We start from the raw sequence: 14,528 nt of genomic DNA, 5'->3' as shown, positions 1-14,528 counted from the left end.
GAAATAAATTTCTATTATTTTTCAAAATTTCAGTCTAATTATGGAGTGAGTCTCTTACTTTATAGAGAGTAACATATGTAGAATAAACGCTTACAGAAAATCATTGTATGCTGAGGATACTTGGGGATATGCCAATGAAATACAGAAAAACCAGACGGCTGAAATGCCGTCCGGTTTTCATCCCCCGCTGACCGGCGGTATGATGGCTACCGTGTCACCCGAAGATACAGAGGTATTTTCTTTTACATAGCTTTCGTTAACGGCAATCATAGCCGTATCAATAGATTCAAGACCGTATTGTTCTTTTAGACTCGCTTTTATTTCATCTGTGGTTGCTTGTTCCACATCTATTTCTATTGCTTGTGTACCGGCCTGTTCAGCCAGTCCTGCAAATAAAAGAATTTTAATCATGCTGCTCTCCCTCGCTTAGGTCTGGTTTTCCATTCGGATAAGCTGTTGTTTCTAGCTGGTCGCCGATCCATTGCTCACCGTCTTCCCAAATTTCTTTTTTCCAAATCGGCACAATCTGTTTAATGCGTTCAATCGCATACTCATTGGCTTCATATGAGGCTTTTCGATGGGGAGAAGATACAGCAATCACTACCGCTGCTTCACCGATATCGAGCACACCTATACGGTGCGTGATCGCAGCTGAGGCACCTTCCCATTTTTCTTCGATTTCAGCGCCGATTTGAGCAAGCATTTGCACGGCCATCGGTTCATATGCCTCATATTCAAGCCGAACCGTTCTTTTTCCGTTTGTCCATTCCCGAACCGTACCAATAAATGTTGTAATGGCTCCTGCTTCCCGTTTCTCCACTTTTTTGATGATGTTTTCAGTATTAATGGGTGTTTTCGTAATCTCAAACCGTTCCATTATGCAGATTCCCCCTTCAGCTGTGAAAGCACAAAGTCCACGGCAACCGGATCATCCGCATGAAAAACGGGTAATCCCTGATGCTCTGTCATATGCTCTTTTTTTCTATAGATGATGGCGATTATATTTACTGCTTGCAGCGCTTCCAGATCTTCCTTTTCACTTAGGATAACCACTTTAGGATAAGAGGCTTTTTTAAAGCCTTCAATCAGAAGACAGTCTGTTTCGAGAAATTGGTATAACTCAATCAGCCGTGCCAAATCCCAATTGCGGCGGGCAGTCAGCTGTAACACACCAGCACCTTCTACCGCTGTTACATCAGCACCTGCGGCCTTGTAACGGTCCGTGTCTTTTCCTTCCGTGAGCGTTTGCGGTTCACCGCCGTGACCATGATGCTTCAGGCAGCCCAAATGGACTCCCTGTTCAGAGGCTTTTTCAAGAATGCGCTCAATAAACGTTGTTTTCCCGCTGTTTTGAAATCCTACAACTTGGACGATCGGGAAAGGACGGACCAAGGCCATTCACTTCCATTCTCTTCTCTGATGAGCAGTACTTGAACCGTTCTGCCAGATTCGTAGCCTCGCGTGCCGCCCGGCAGGATAATAAATGCATTGGCATCTGCAAGTGATGTGACAGAGCTCGACTTATCTAAGCCAACGGGTGTCGCCAACAGCTTCCCTTCCTGATGGTGCACGAGCGCACGAACAAATCGGGTAAATGGGTTCGGCTTCGGAAAATCCTTGGTCAAAACAGCTTCCGCACAAATTGAATGCGGTGTTTCATTGAGCAGCCATGTCTGGATTATCGGTTTGACAAACAGTTCAAAACCAACATAGCATGCCGACGGATTACCTGAAAGGCCAAACAGCAGCATATCGTTTGCATGCGCCACCGTTGTCACGCTGCCCGGGCGCATGGCAACTTTATTAAACAGCACGTCCGCTCCGAGTTTTTCATAGATCGCAGGCAAAAAGTCAAAGTCACCGACTGACACACCGCCAGTTGTGATCAGGAAGTCCACCTTTTTCATCGCTTCTTTAACTGCAGCAAAGCTTTTATCCAGTTCATCAGAGATTTTCCCTAAATAAAGCGGTGTTGCGCCTGCTTCTATCGCTTGCGCATATACCATACTCGCATTGCTGTTGCGGATTTTTCCCGGTTCCAGCGGATCACTGACATTCAGCAATTCGGTACCGGTTGCGATAATCCCGACTACAGGCTTTCTCACGACAGGCACAGATGCGTATCCGAATGTTGCCAAAAGAGCCGTCACTCCTGGTGTCACCCGGGTGCCCTTTGTCAGTAAAACACTCCCTTTTTGAGCGTCCTCACCTGTTTTTGAAATATTATCCCCCGTCTGAAAGCGGCGTTTTAAAGACATAAATGACTTCCCATTCTCCTCAAAGGTTTGAGTCAGTTCAATCATGACGACTGCATCTGCCCCTTCAGGGATTTGCGCGCCAGTCATAATCCGCACGGCCTGAAACGGGCCAAGTTTTTTTTCAGATACTGCTCCCGCTCCAATATGGTCAATAACTTCAAACCGAACTGGGTTTTCACGTGAAGCTTCTGCCGTATCGCACGCTCTGACAGCAAAACCATCGTATGGCGAACGATCAAATGCAGGTACGTGGTGATCCGCAGTTATATCTTCGGCTAAAAACCGATGAAGGCTGTCTTCAAGCGCCACCCATTCTGTTTCACCTTGTTTTTGAAAATGGCAGACACGCCGAACTGCCTCGTCTACCGGTATCGGTGTTCTTTTCTCCAGCATTCTGACCCCTCCTGTTGTTACAGTCCAATCACTCTTGCCAACACGGAGTTGGCTTCTTTCACATCATTTGTTCCATGCACCAGTGCCCGTCCGTCATTGAAAATGACAATTCTGAAATCCTCGTAAAAAATATGCAGCAAAAACGCATTAGCCTCGACCTTGCCGATTGCTTTCAGCCGCTTAATGAGCTCCTGTTTCGGGATTCTTTTTAATGATTCTGACCTTACCTGCACTGTGTCACGGCCGCATAGTACAGCAGCTTTTGGTGTGTTCCAATCCTGAAGATAAGGATATACCGCATTTGCTCCGCAAGATGGGCATTCCTCACGGCGTACATGATTAACGTTAATCTTCATATGCGAATTGTTCCAGACATCAAATGTCACAAAACCCCGCTGTATTGCTTCTATTTGGCCGGTTAACAGCTTTAATGCCTCAGCCTGCTGATATGCTGAAACGATATGCACAGCAGGCGGAATAATACCGGCAGTATCACACGTCGCCCCGCCGACAGGAATTTGCTCAAACAAACAAGACAGACAAGGGGTTTCTCCGGGAATGACAGTCATGAACATTCCCTGGCTGCTTACACAGGCGCCATAGACCCAAGGTGTCTTTGTTTTCTGGGCAAGATCGTTTATCAGCATGCGGGTTTCAAAATTATCTGTCGCGTCGATCACGACATCTGCTTTTTCAATCAGCGGCTCAAGCGTTTCGGCTGTTCCTTCGGTAACATACGCCTCAATATGTATCTCGCTGTTAATCGCTGATAAATGCTCTTTGGCAGCCATGGCTTTCGGCATGCGGAGTTTGGCATCGCTTTCTGTATAAAGCTGCTGCCTTTGAAGATTGCTCCACTCCACATAGTCACGGTCAATAATGGTAATAGTACCGACTCCCGCTCTCGAAAGCCCTTCAGCTCCTGCAGTGCCGAGCGCTCCCGCTCCGACAATCAGCACATGGCTGTCTGCCAGTCTTTTCTGGCCCTCTTCCCCAATTTGCTTAAATCTGATTTGCCGTGAATAACGTTCCTCCATCAAACCTGTTCTCCTTATCTTTTATGTCATCTTATCATGTTATTGCCCCGTCAGTCCCGCTTGAGGGAGTTCGATTTTTCTTCCAAACAGCTAAAATCATCACGTGTATTAATGTTGATAAACTCTGCCGGGTTTGCTCCGATATTTTCAGCCTGTACGTAACAAACCGAAATTCTGCCTAATAAATCTGATATTCTCAACCTCTTCTCAGAAAGCTGATCGTATAGAACTGGCATGATACGTTTGTGGTAAATCGCAATCAATGGCTGCACTTGTCCGTCTGAAATTGGGACTGCCGCGTCCGCACCGGCAGTCATCAGACATTTGAGCTCCAGCATCGTCCTTCTTTGTATCAGCGGTGTGTCACAGGAAAGAACAGTATAAAGATCACCGTCTGTCTTTTTAAAAGCGGTATATATACCAGCCAATGGCCCCATGCCTTGAAATGGCTCAGCATCTTGATACACTTCATTTTCACCATTTTCTTGAAATCTATCAATAAATTCGGGACGGCTGATGATAACCGTTTGTTCTCCAAGTGCCTCTTTAGCGCATTCGTAAAGCATCCTGCCCTTCCATTTGACAAACGCCTTCGGTTCTCCAAATCGCCGCGAGGCTCCCCCTGCCAGCAGTACGTTTACATGCTTCATATCATCTCACCTCTAGTTTCGTTAAAAGCATAGCAAAAGCAAAGGCTCAACGCTACTGCTTGTCTGTTTATTAAAGAGGAATAGCTGTTCAGTATTTGCATATTGTAGTGTTAACATCATGAGGGAGATGGTTCGAATGAAAAGATCAGGTCCTTTTTTCCACGACGTGTCTCAGGAGAACCTTTATTTAAAATCCGAGCTTTCAAGGTGCCATAAGCTGATTTCTGAACTTGAAGCAAGCTACTTTCATCAGAAAAATAACAAATTGCTCAAAGAAAATACCGATATGAAAGAAAAACTCCAGCAGCTGTCTGCCGAATTAACACACATGTCAACAAAAGAAAAACATGCCTCCCACACCAGCCAAACCCTGCACCAAATAAGAGCTGAACTGCTTGATAAAATCGTTGTTTTGCAGGAGCTTCTATCTGCTGAAACCTATAAACGCAGAGCCGAAATCGAAGAAAAACATAAACTTCATATTGCTAAAGTCAAAATCGAAGAAGAAAATAAAAATCTTCATAAACGGATCAGCGAACTTCAAGCCTCAATTGAGCAAGAACAAAATGCACTGCTTCAGGCAAAACAGCAAGCCGAATTGATAAAAGCCGAAAATGGGCGTCTAAAAGAGCAAATGGTAGAAAAAGAATATCAGCTAAAACATATTAAAATAGAAGTTGATCATATGAAAGATCGAATCATAGAAACGAAAGAAAGACTGCTAGACATAGAAAAAACGAAAGAAAAATTATTTCACGAAACTATTATATCGTATAAACGGCAGCTTGATGAAAGCGATGCCTGGATTGCTTCTCATTTTGCCGATATTGATGGCGGCACAAAACAAAAAGAAAAAACGGAAGAAGAAGCTCCAGCGGCCTACGCGCAGCCATATCATGTAGAGACCATCCTTGAAGATGTCACCAAACAGATACATGTGCTCCAAAAACAGCTTGCCCGCGCCCAATCATCAGACCAGGCCAAGAGCCATACAATCGAAGAGCTGAAAAACAGAGCCGCTGAAGAAAAGCCTTATCAAAAGTGGGTGTATAAGCTTAATCTTGAAAAAGAAAACAAACCTTCACAGAAAAAACCTCAATAAAAAAACTGCTTGAGCGATGCCAAGCAGTTTTTCTTTATATTTATTCATTAGCTGATTCAGCTGATTCTGCAGATTCGATTTCACCCTCTAAAATGTACTGCCCGCGATATGGTTTTTTCACTTCCGGGTACATTTTAATTAAGCTTTGCATAAACGTTGTCATATTAGGGATTTCAAGACCGCTTTCTTTTTCAATCTCTTTTTGAAGCTCGGAGCTCTTAATCGCCGCGTTGTGGCGTTTTAATGTTTTAATAGCAGCTTCACGCAGCTTCGCTGCTTTTGATCCCGGTCTTGCCGTTCCTCTTCTTCTTCGTGTTGTTCCGTCTGGTATACCGGCAGGAAGAGAGGAAATAGATTGAAGCTGAGGCTGGACAGACTGCTGCTGTGATTGCGGCTGATAGCTTCTGATTTCCTGAGCCGCAAGCTCAGCGAGAACCGGCAGAGAGTCAGGTTTTTTTTCAGAACGGAAATCCTTTTTGATTTCGGAAGGGCTTCCATTTCTGTCCAGCTCTCTTAATTTTGCGTATATTTTATCACGTTCAATTTGATATTCACGAATGACTTTCACTTCAGCTTCATTTAATTGTTCTAACCGCAAGCGCAAAGCTTCTCTTTCATTAAACATTCCTCAATGTACCCCCTATCAAAATTAACATCTTTAATTAAGATATTAGATTACAAAAGTAATTTTATCAACTATTATTTTAGCATTTTACTATTATATTTACTCTATGAAAAATTCCTTATTTTCTGAAAATGTTTTATTTTTCAAAAGAGTCCTTTATTCTCAAGGGATTAAGGGGCTTTCTAGTTTATTTGGTATAATGTTGAAAATATATATTTTACTTACTTCTTTAAAGAAATTTAGTGTAATATCTACAATTTTCGAGTTATGAGATATGAGATTTATCTAAAATTGAGGAAAAACATCAAAAATTAGCTGTGTTTTCTAGCGTATCAATCAAACAAACCATCAATTCCTATACCCAAATTTGGAAAAATAAGCTTCTTACTCTTCTTCCATTGCTTTTTGCACAAATAAAAAACCTGATGTGATCAGGTTTTTAGGAAATACTATTTAGTCAGATACCTATTCCGTTTCAGCCAGAACGCGGTTCACACGTTTTTCAAGCATTTTCATACCGCTCCCGCCGGCTTGGAAGTGACGGAGCTGTCCTGTTTTATCAAACACATAATACGCAGGTACGTATTCATTTTCAAATGCATCGGTTAAAGCATGGTCACTGTCAACAAAAATCGGCTGAGTGATATCGTGTTCAGCGGCTGTTTCTTTAATTTTACCAAGGTCAAGATCATCTTCGGAACGGGGCATATGCACAGCTACAACATTCAGTTGATCTTTATATTTATCACGAAATTTATTCACTTGCGGCATCGCTTCTTTGCACAAGTGGCAGCTGATGGACCAGAAATGAATAAGCGTCGGCTTTTCCCCAATCAATTGCTCTCTCGTCACTTCACCATTTAACCAAGCTTTTTCTCCCGTCAATTCCGGCATGGGCTGACGTAATTTCATTGCTTTTTCCCTCCTATTTAACAGAGTGGCCTAACGAATATGCTAGACCGCTTTTCGTTCTTGGAAAGAATTAAAGTGTTTTTTGGCCTGGTTTCCAGTTAGCCGGACAGAGTCCGCCAGTTTGCAGCGCCTGGAGAACACGAAGCGTTTCATCAACATCACGCCCAATATTGTTATGGAAAACAGTTTGATATTGAAGCTCCCCTTCAGGATTAATAATAAACAATCCGCGCAAAGCCACACCTTCTTCTTCGATTAAAACGCCATATTCCCGGGATACCTCATGGTTTGTATCAGCAGCAAGCGGGTATTTCAGCTGGCCAAGACCGTTTTCTTTGCGGTCTGTATTGATCCAAGCTAAATGAGTATGGATGGTATCAGTTGAAACCCCGATGACTTCTGCATCAAGATCTTCGAACTCGTCATAGCGGTCAGACATTGCTGTAATTTCTGTCGGACAAACAAAAGTGAAATCCATTGGATAGAAGAACAGCACTGTCCATTTGTCGTTTTTCATGTTTTCCTCAAGACTTACTTTACCGAATTCTTTGCTTGCAAGGACTGCTTCCATTTCAAAACGAGGAGCTTGTTTACCTACCATACGTTCTGCCATATGTATCCCTCCAATTTATTGTTTGGCTTAAAGGTCAAAATCGCATGAAAATAAAGGGTGATTAACCATTTTTAGTTATATTGCAATGCCATTATATAAAAGCAGATTTCCCGAGTCAATTTTTAACAAATCATGTATGTCTTTGGCTTCGACATTTTTGAATAAAACGTTTAACATGGTCATGTACAGGGTAACTAGTCTCAATGTGCAGCAATCAATTAGAAAAGGAGCTCAACATGGACTTTATTAAACAATATGATTGGGCGGGACTGATTACAAATGCCGGTGTTCTGCTCATTAAACTCGCCATTATGATATTGCTCTATTTTATCGTTCGATCATTAGGCATGAAAATCATTAAACATCTTTTTGCAAAATTCGAGGAGCAGAATAGCTTGTCTATCGGACGTGCACATACGCTCCGAAGCCTGACTCTTAACATATTTGCTTATACATTGATTTTCATATTTTTCGTCATGGTTCTAGATTTGTTTCATTATGATCCAAGCGCTCTTTTAGCGGGGGCAGGAATCGTCGGCCTGGCTGTCGGATTTGGCGCCCAAGGGCTTGTCAGTGATATCGTGACAGGTTTTTTTATTTTGCTTGAGAAACAATTGGATGTCGGAGATTATATTACCGTTTCCACCTTTGACGGAATTGTCGAGCAGGTTGGCTTAAGAACAACTCAAATCCGCAGCTTTGACGGAACACTGCATTACATCCCCAACAGAAACATCACAAACGTGAGCAATCATTCTCGTGGTACCATGCAGGCTCTTGTTGACATTAAAGTGCCGGCTGAAAGAAATATTGATGAAATGATTCATATTTTACAGCAGGTTTGTGATGAAACGGCAGCGGCTCTTCCACAAATAAAAGAAGGCCCAAATGTCATCGGGATTCAAGAACTGGGGACTTCTGAAATTGTAATCAGGGTCATTGCCAAAACAGAAAATATGGAACAGTGGCGAGTCGAACGAGTGTTGAGAAAAGAAATAAAGAACGCGTTCGACCGCGCTTTCCCTAAAGAAACAGAATAAATAAAAGAACCGAAGCTTTTTGCTTCGGTTTTTTTATTACTGAATTCTGCTCTCAACTTCGCTGCAAATTTCTTCAGCCGTCATCCCGGAAGCTGTAATGACAGGTGCTTGTGTTACCGTATCGGCTATCCCTTGCACATTATTATCAAGACCTGTTACGACACAGCAGTCACAGCCTTGAGCATCAGCAGGGCTTTTCATCATTACAACGTCATATCCTTTTTCTTTTAAAGCAGCTTCTACATCTGATAACGATTGTTCAATTCCAATTTTTTTAGCCATTTTTGAACACCTCCGTTTACTAGAGTGCTCATTTTATGGAATTTTATTCTTTCATTTGTACTTAATTGGCATAAACAGAAAAATAACCTGTCATGACATTAACCGCTGTTTCTATCGCATTTTCATCGGGATTCAGCTTAGCATGATGAAGCCCATGTTCAGAATCAGCGCCGAGCCAGAACATGAAGCCGGGATATTTTTTCAGCATGTAGCCAAAATCCTCCCCAGTCATTGCTTCTTTTGCTTCAATTACTGTCGCCAGTTGATGTTCAGCAACAAAAGACATAAATTCTTCTGTTAATCCGCTCGTATTGTAAACTTGGTGATATACAGACGGATATGTCACTTTTCCTTTGCAGCGGAATCCGATTTCGATTCCTTTCACTACATCTTCAATCCGTTCCTTTACCTGTTTCATCGATTCTTCAGAAAGCGTGCGGATCGTGCCTTCCAGGTGGGCCGTTTCCGCAATGATATTTTGTGCCGAGCCTCCGGTAATGGTACCAACTGTAATAACAGCACTGTCTAGCGGATCTGTGTTTCTAGAGATAATCGTTTGCAGCTGGGTGACAAGTGTACTTGCTGCTACAACCATATCCTCAGCCAAATGCGGATATGCCGCATGTCCCCCTTTGCCTTCCAGATCGATGACTAGCTCTGATGTATTCGCAAATAGAAGGCCGCTTTTTGTCGCAATGGTGCCTACCGGAAGCTCTGGAGCAATATGAAGCGCAGTGATGAAATCAGGCTGCCACTTTTTTAATACATCGCTCTCAAGCATTGGTTCCGCACCGCCAGGCCCTTCCTCTGCCGGCTGAAACAGAAAAAGCAAATCATGTTTGACTGGGTGGTGAACAAAATGATCAATAATGCCGAGTGCAATCGTCATATGCAAATCGTGACCGCAGGCGTGCATGTTGCCGTGATGCTCTGATGCGAATGGAAGACCAGTTTGCTCTTCTATAGAAAGCGCATCGATATCCGCTCTGTACGCCAGCATTTTTTCCGGCGCCGTCCCGTTCACTTTTACAAAAAGCCCTGTTCGCCATTTCTCAATTTCAATTCTGTCTTGCGGATATTGTTCCAAGACATGTAATAAATACTGCTGGGTTTTGAACTCCTGAAATCCAAGCTCCGGTATACGATGCAGATCTCTGCGAATTGCGATGAGCTCCTCTTTCTTCATTTCTATTCCTCCTGCCTATACGAATAAGGCGTGGATATATTATCCACGCCTTTTTTATCAAACTTTTCCTTACAGCTGGCGTAATTCCTGCTTGATTTCAGTTTTGCCTTTTGTTTTTTCATCAATGTCTTTGATTTTTTTAGCTGGTGTGCCTGCAACGACAGTGTATGGCTCAACGTCGTTTACCACGATCGCTCCCGCAGCAACAACAGCTCCTTTACCTACTGTTACACCTTCAAGCACAACAGCATTTGCGCCGATTACGACGTCGTCTTCAATCACAACCGGTTTAGCGGATGGCGGCTCAATAACGCCCGCAAGTACAGAACCCGCGCCGATATGGCAGTTTTTTCCGACAGTAGCTCGTCCGCCAAGCACAACGTTCATATCAATCATTGTGCCTTCGCCGATGACTGAACCGATATTAATAGAAGCACCCATCATGATGACTGCGTTATCACCGATTTCAACTTGGTCGCGGATGATCGCGCCCGGCTCGATACGCGCTTTGATGTTTTTAAGATCAAGCATTGGGATCGCAGAATTGCGGCGGTCATTTTCAACCACATAGTCTTCGATTTTGCTTTGGTTTTCTTCGATTGCTGTTTGGATTTCGCTCCACTCACCGAAAACGACACCAGTGTTTCCATTGATAAAAGCTTTCGCAGATTCGCCGAAATTGATTCCTTCCAGCTCACCTTTCACGTAAACCTTTACAGGTGTTGATTTTGTACTATTTTGAATAAATGAAATAATTTCATTTGCATCCATCATTTTCATATGTATAGTCCTCCTCCTGATTTTCTACCTCATTACTGTATCAAAGGAAAGATACAAAGACAAGAAAAAAAGGAACAGCCGTTTTAGCAGTTCCCAGTGAGTGATCAGACAGCGCATCCGCTTTTCTTTGCGAATTGTCTCCCAAAGTTTATTAATTCTTGCTCTTCTTCACCTTCTGGATTATTTTCGATTTTTACCGAAGGCAGCACAATGTCTCCACCGCGTTCTTTTATTTTTGCCTCTAGCGTATCAACCGCTCCGCAGAAAAATTCATATGCTGTATCACCGGAACCAAATACAGCGCATGTTTTGCCGGAAAAATCAATCTCATCCATGTCTTCAGCCAGATCTAAAAATTCATCAGGCAGATCTCCGTCTCCCCATGTATAGGTTCCCATTATGATATGGTCATAATCGGTAAACAGCTGGGCATCATCAATATCCATTGCTTCGAAACGGTCTACTTCTGCTTCCGCCTCCTGAAGCCCCTTTTCAATCAAATCTGCCATAGCTTCAGTGTTGCCTGACATTGTTGCATAAACGAGCAAAATCTTCGCCAATTCCTTGTTCCTCCTCTAATGAATCATTGCTGAAACTTCGTACGGCTGGACAAATTTACATTCATACAAGCCTGCGCAAAAGAAATTCTCTTTCTGATTGGCCACTCTCCATCCATGTCCCTTAATGGTATCGAACCATTTTAACGACCGGGCTTCGAGATCAGCCTGGTAAATTCTCGAAAAACCGTTTTCATCTTGTGTTGTAGTGACATATATAATGCCATCATCCTCTGAAAGATCAAGAAATGACTCTTCTTTTCTGATCATACTGGATTGAATGATGAATTCTTCACCATTCAAAAGATTCCGTACAGTGACAGCACCGTGCTTTCCTTTCACAGAACCCATCGCCGCCACCAGCCAATGTTCATTGAACACGAGCATGGATGCCGTCATCCGGTTTTTTTCTTTTTTGACAACTTGGACAGTGTCACGCTTAATGTCGTAAGCCCAAATGCCGCCAAAATATGCATGTATTTGCGTGCCGATAAAAAGATTGCCCCCGTGAAGGCATAGCGACCGGATAACAGGGGGATTATGAAATTCGGCAAAAGGTTTGGCTACGCGCCATGAGACACCAAAATCATCCGATACATAAATACAATGCTTACCGTGGGCGCAGACAAACCCGTTGTTTCTGCCGGTAATCGCCCACACTGTTGCATTTGTCGGAAAGCTCGACATCGTCCAGGTTTTCCCTTCATCAGCCGAACGAATGACTGTTCCCTTTTCACCAACGCCAAATAAGTAAGGCCCTATGTAGCTGATACAGTGTATCTTACTTTTCAAACGAAAAAGCTTTCTCCAGCCCTGCTCCAAAGAATAATGAAAAATGCCTTCTCTTTGTACCGCCACAAAATATCCAGAAAACGCCGATGCCGTAACAGCAGTTGCTCCTTTATGAAACATGGCTTTTTTCCTTGTTCATATAATCTGCCCATGCAAGAAAACCTCTCGCAAACGCTCGGCAGCTTTCCACATCTTCATCTGTTTCAGGCGCTAATTCAATTTTTAGTGTTTCCTGATAAACAGCAGCTCCCGCCTCTTGCAGCATGGCATTGAACAAATTCACCGCTTCGCAAAACTTTGGATAAGAATAATCGCCAGACCCGAAGCAGGCTGTTTTTAAACCATTAAGCTGAAGCTGTTTGACCTCTTCGAAAAAATCCTCCGCTTCGTAGGGCAAATCGCCGTCCCCCCATGTATAGGTGCCAATCAGTACATAATCATAGGAGGTTAAACAAGACGCATCCACATCATCTATCTCGACACAATCGATATCCAACTCATATTCCTGAAGCGTATCTTTTATTATGAAGGCAATGTCTTCTGTATTTCCTGACATGCTGGCATATGTAATCAAGGCTTTAGCCATGTTATCACCCCATTAATTGATAATGATTTTCAATATCATATGTATCACTTTAAATGATAATGATTTTCATTGTCAACAGATAAATAAAAAAAGACAGCACCTCGCTGTCTTTAAAATGGATTTTCCTGATCCAGCATATCCTTTATCACTTGTACAAAAGCTTGGACTTGTTTCAGTTCAAAGGCAGGCTCATAGCCTAATAACCATGTATCCCGACCGATCGGATGCCCTTTCATGTCTAAAAGAGGCATTTTATTCACTTTATCTTCATTTTGAAGGGTAACAGACGGCAAAATGGCATACCCGATTCCGTGCAGCGCCATCTGTTTGCACGTTTCAATCTGATCAACCAATATCGTCTGTTTCGGCGACGTTTTAAATTTTTGGTGCCACCAGTGCTGAATTTCCTGAAAATAAGTGCTGTCACTTTTAAACTGGATAAATGGCCGTTCTGTATGGGCAATATCTTCGATGCAGGAAATCTCAGTATCTACTAAATACAGATGATCTGTCATTAAGTAATCTTTGCGCCCCTTCCACTCAGGGTTGCCTCTTATAATGCCGATATGAACCTGATCCTCATACAAGCTTTTCAGCATTTCGCTGCTCCACCCGGTTATGAGCGAGATCTTTGCATTCGGATACTTTTCCACATACGTCTTCAGGACTTTAGGGAGCCAATGCTGACCGATTATGGAGGCGACGGCAAGCTTCAATGTGCCGTGAATTTCACCTTCAAGCTCGTCAATATTTTCTCTTATTCTTTCCTGCTCTAATGTCACATCATTCGCAAACTGAATGATTTTCTCACCGGCGGGCGTTACCGTTAATCCTTTTTGGGATCTTAAAAAGATTTTTGTTCCCCACGCCTTTTCAATGGTTTGTAAGCGCTGAGATAAAGCCGGCTGAGATACAAAAAGCCGTTCTGCCGCCTTTCTCATATTTAATTCCTCAGCTAAAACTACGAGCATATGAAGCTCTTGAAGCTGCATGTCGTCCTCCTTTTTGTTATCAATAAGTTTTTCTTATCTCCCATTCTAATAAAATCTTAGTTTCTTATTCAAGCCCTATTCTCGTTTAAATTATGTATGCGCTTTCTTTTTCACTCTGGCTATATAATAAAAATAGGCCGTACAGCCTACTTATTCAACGAGCGTATATGCTTATTCAATTCCTTTAAAACGACTCTTCTCGTAAAAATCCCTTCAAATACCTGCTCGTCATTTTCAACACAGACAAATCCGTTATTAATGACCATGCCGAATCCCTTCATAATCGGATCATTGATATGAAGGCGCGGAATGTCGGTCAGCATGACTTCCTCAACAGTGATTTGGTCAAGCTTTTCAAACTCAATTCGCTCAAGTCCAAAAATACTGTTCATGATCATATTTGTCCCGATTAAGCCATGTAAACGGTAGGAAGGATCCAGAACCGGGATGGCTGTGTATCCGGTTTTTGTCAATACTAATAATGCGTGCTCAAGGTTATTTCCGACTTGCACGTGCGCTACTTTGTCCGCCTCAATCATAAATTGTCCGACTGTTGCCTCAAGAAGTTGATCTGATTGTAAGCTTATCATGTTTTCGACCCCTTTTCATTTTCATCATCAATACATTCCCTATATTGCAATAATATAAACTTTATCAGTATTTGTCGAAAAGTTTCCTTTCAATAAAAAAGATACTCTTTGTGGAGTATCAATTATAGGGTGT

Annotated in this window: 19 protein-coding genes; 2 read left to right on the top strand and 17 right to left on the bottom strand. The window is 42.7% G+C overall.

Features of this window, described 5'->3' with window-relative positions:
- Positions 1 to 177 precede the first annotated feature (177 nt).
- Genes moaD through NYE20_RS08080 form a run of 6 tightly spaced genes read right to left on the bottom strand, consistent with a single transcriptional unit; the run spans position 178 to position 4,338 of the window.
- Positions 178 to 411: a molybdopterin converting factor subunit 1 gene (gene moaD, locus NYE20_RS08105; RefSeq protein ID WP_014476678.1), complete on the bottom strand. Its 234-nt coding sequence runs from the start codon at positions 409 to 411 to the stop codon at positions 178 to 180.
- Positions 404 to 877, bottom strand: coding sequence for a molybdenum cofactor biosynthesis protein MoaE (locus NYE20_RS08100; protein ID WP_038829591.1), 474 nt, complete (start codon positions 875 to 877; stop codon positions 404 to 406). The genes moaD and NYE20_RS08100 overlap by 8 nt, the downstream gene beginning before the upstream one ends.
- Entirely contained in the window at positions 877 to 1,398 is a 522-nt protein-coding gene (gene mobB, locus NYE20_RS08095; RefSeq protein WP_014479673.1) for a molybdopterin-guanine dinucleotide biosynthesis protein B, read from the bottom strand. The genes NYE20_RS08100 and mobB overlap by 1 nt, the downstream gene beginning before the upstream one ends.
- Complete coding sequence (gene glp / locus NYE20_RS08090) at positions 1,359 to 2,651, bottom strand: gephyrin-like molybdotransferase Glp (RefSeq protein ID WP_021479378.1); 1,293 nt, start codon at positions 2,649 to 2,651, stop codon at positions 1,359 to 1,361. The genes mobB and glp overlap by 40 nt, the downstream gene beginning before the upstream one ends.
- A gap of 17 nt (positions 2,652 to 2,668) precedes the next feature.
- Positions 2,669 to 3,688 carry a molybdopterin-synthase adenylyltransferase MoeB gene (locus tag NYE20_RS08085; RefSeq protein ID WP_041335765.1) on the bottom strand — a complete coding sequence of 340 codons (1,020 nt, stop codon included), beginning with the start codon at positions 3,686 to 3,688 and terminating at the stop codon, positions 2,669 to 2,671.
- Positions 3,689 to 3,738: 50 nt separating this feature from the next.
- Positions 3,739 to 4,338, bottom strand: a complete 600-nt coding sequence (locus NYE20_RS08080) for a molybdenum cofactor guanylyltransferase (protein ID WP_339184938.1) — start codon at positions 4,336 to 4,338, stop codon at positions 3,739 to 3,741.
- 136 nt (positions 4,339 to 4,474) lie between these two features.
- Between NYE20_RS08080 and cse15 the strand changes: the two genes are divergently transcribed.
- Complete coding sequence (gene cse15, locus NYE20_RS08075; protein WP_021479381.1) at positions 4,475 to 5,440, top strand: spore protein Cse15; 966 nt, start codon at positions 4,475 to 4,477, stop codon at positions 5,438 to 5,440.
- A gap of 40 nt (positions 5,441 to 5,480) precedes the next feature.
- Here the strand turns inward: cse15 and rok are convergent, their stop codons facing one another.
- The 3 genes from rok to ahpA all read right to left on the bottom strand — a co-directional run bounded on the left by rok (position 5,481) and on the right by ahpA (position 7,590).
- Complete coding sequence (rok, locus tag NYE20_RS08070; protein ID WP_014113628.1) at positions 5,481 to 6,065, bottom strand: transcriptional regulator Rok; 585 nt, start codon at positions 6,063 to 6,065, stop codon at positions 5,481 to 5,483.
- Positions 6,066 to 6,530: 465 nt separating this feature from the next.
- Positions 6,531 to 6,977 (bottom strand): thiol-disulfide oxidoreductase YkuV, encoded by a 447-nt coding sequence (gene ykuV, locus NYE20_RS08065; protein WP_128740301.1) that lies wholly within the window; start codon positions 6,975 to 6,977, stop codon positions 6,531 to 6,533.
- A 70-nt stretch (positions 6,978 to 7,047) separates the two neighbouring features.
- Entirely contained in the window at positions 7,048 to 7,590 is a 543-nt protein-coding gene (gene ahpA, locus NYE20_RS08060; RefSeq protein ID WP_003245371.1) for a biofilm-specific peroxidase AhpA, read from the bottom strand.
- A 236-nt stretch (positions 7,591 to 7,826) separates the two neighbouring features.
- Between ahpA and mscT the strand changes: the two genes are divergently transcribed.
- On the top strand, positions 7,827 to 8,630 hold the full coding sequence (gene mscT, locus NYE20_RS08055; RefSeq protein ID WP_003244994.1) for a small-conductance mechanosensitive channel protein MscT: 804 nt from the start codon (positions 7,827 to 7,829) through the stop codon (positions 8,628 to 8,630).
- Positions 8,631 to 8,666: 36 nt separating this feature from the next.
- Here the strand turns inward: mscT and NYE20_RS08050 are convergent, their stop codons facing one another.
- The 8 genes from NYE20_RS08050 to cbpB all read right to left on the bottom strand — a co-directional run bounded on the left by NYE20_RS08050 (position 8,667) and on the right by cbpB (position 14,395).
- Positions 8,667 to 8,912 carry a YkuS family protein gene (locus NYE20_RS08050; RefSeq protein WP_003232382.1) on the bottom strand — a complete coding sequence of 82 codons (246 nt, stop codon included), beginning with the start codon at positions 8,910 to 8,912 and terminating at the stop codon, positions 8,667 to 8,669.
- Positions 8,913 to 8,973: 61 nt separating this feature from the next.
- Positions 8,974 to 10,098, bottom strand: coding sequence for an N-acetyldiaminopimelate deacetylase (locus NYE20_RS08045; RefSeq protein ID WP_014476668.1), 1,125 nt, complete (start codon positions 10,096 to 10,098; stop codon positions 8,974 to 8,976).
- Between the two features lie 69 nt (positions 10,099 to 10,167).
- Positions 10,168 to 10,878, bottom strand: coding sequence for a 2,3,4,5-tetrahydropyridine-2,6-dicarboxylate N-acetyltransferase (gene dapD / locus NYE20_RS08040; protein WP_003218680.1), 711 nt, complete (start codon positions 10,876 to 10,878; stop codon positions 10,168 to 10,170).
- Positions 10,879 to 10,982: 104 nt separating this feature from the next.
- On the bottom strand, positions 10,983 to 11,438 hold the full coding sequence (locus tag NYE20_RS08035) for a flavodoxin (protein ID WP_161621551.1): 456 nt from the start codon (positions 11,436 to 11,438) through the stop codon (positions 10,983 to 10,985).
- Positions 11,439 to 11,453: 15 nt separating this feature from the next.
- Complete coding sequence (locus NYE20_RS08030; protein ID WP_161621550.1) at positions 11,454 to 12,347, bottom strand: exo-alpha-sialidase; 894 nt, start codon at positions 12,345 to 12,347, stop codon at positions 11,454 to 11,456.
- The gene (locus tag NYE20_RS08025) at positions 12,337 to 12,813 is read right to left on the bottom strand and encodes a flavodoxin (RefSeq protein ID WP_038827511.1); all 477 of its coding nucleotides are present in this window, start codon (positions 12,811 to 12,813) and stop codon (positions 12,337 to 12,339) included. Before NYE20_RS08025 ends, NYE20_RS08030 begins: the two co-directional genes overlap by 11 nt.
- A 110-nt stretch (positions 12,814 to 12,923) precedes the next feature.
- Entirely contained in the window at positions 12,924 to 13,805 is an 882-nt protein-coding gene (gene ccpC, locus NYE20_RS08020) for a transcriptional regulator CcpC (protein ID WP_003232387.1), read from the bottom strand.
- A gap of 146 nt (positions 13,806 to 13,951) precedes the next feature.
- Positions 13,952 to 14,395 (bottom strand): cyclic-di-AMP-binding protein CbpB, encoded by a 444-nt coding sequence (gene cbpB, locus NYE20_RS08015; protein ID WP_003218674.1) that lies wholly within the window; start codon positions 14,393 to 14,395, stop codon positions 13,952 to 13,954.
- Positions 14,396 to 14,528 lie beyond the last annotated feature (133 nt).

This window comes from Bacillus sp. FSL R5-0416 (assembly GCF_037975425.1).
Taxonomy (GTDB): domain Bacteria; phylum Bacillota; class Bacilli; order Bacillales; family Bacillaceae; genus Bacillus; species Bacillus subtilis.
Note: the sequence above shows the minus strand (reverse complement) of the source record. Positions and strands in the feature narration are given on the sequence as shown.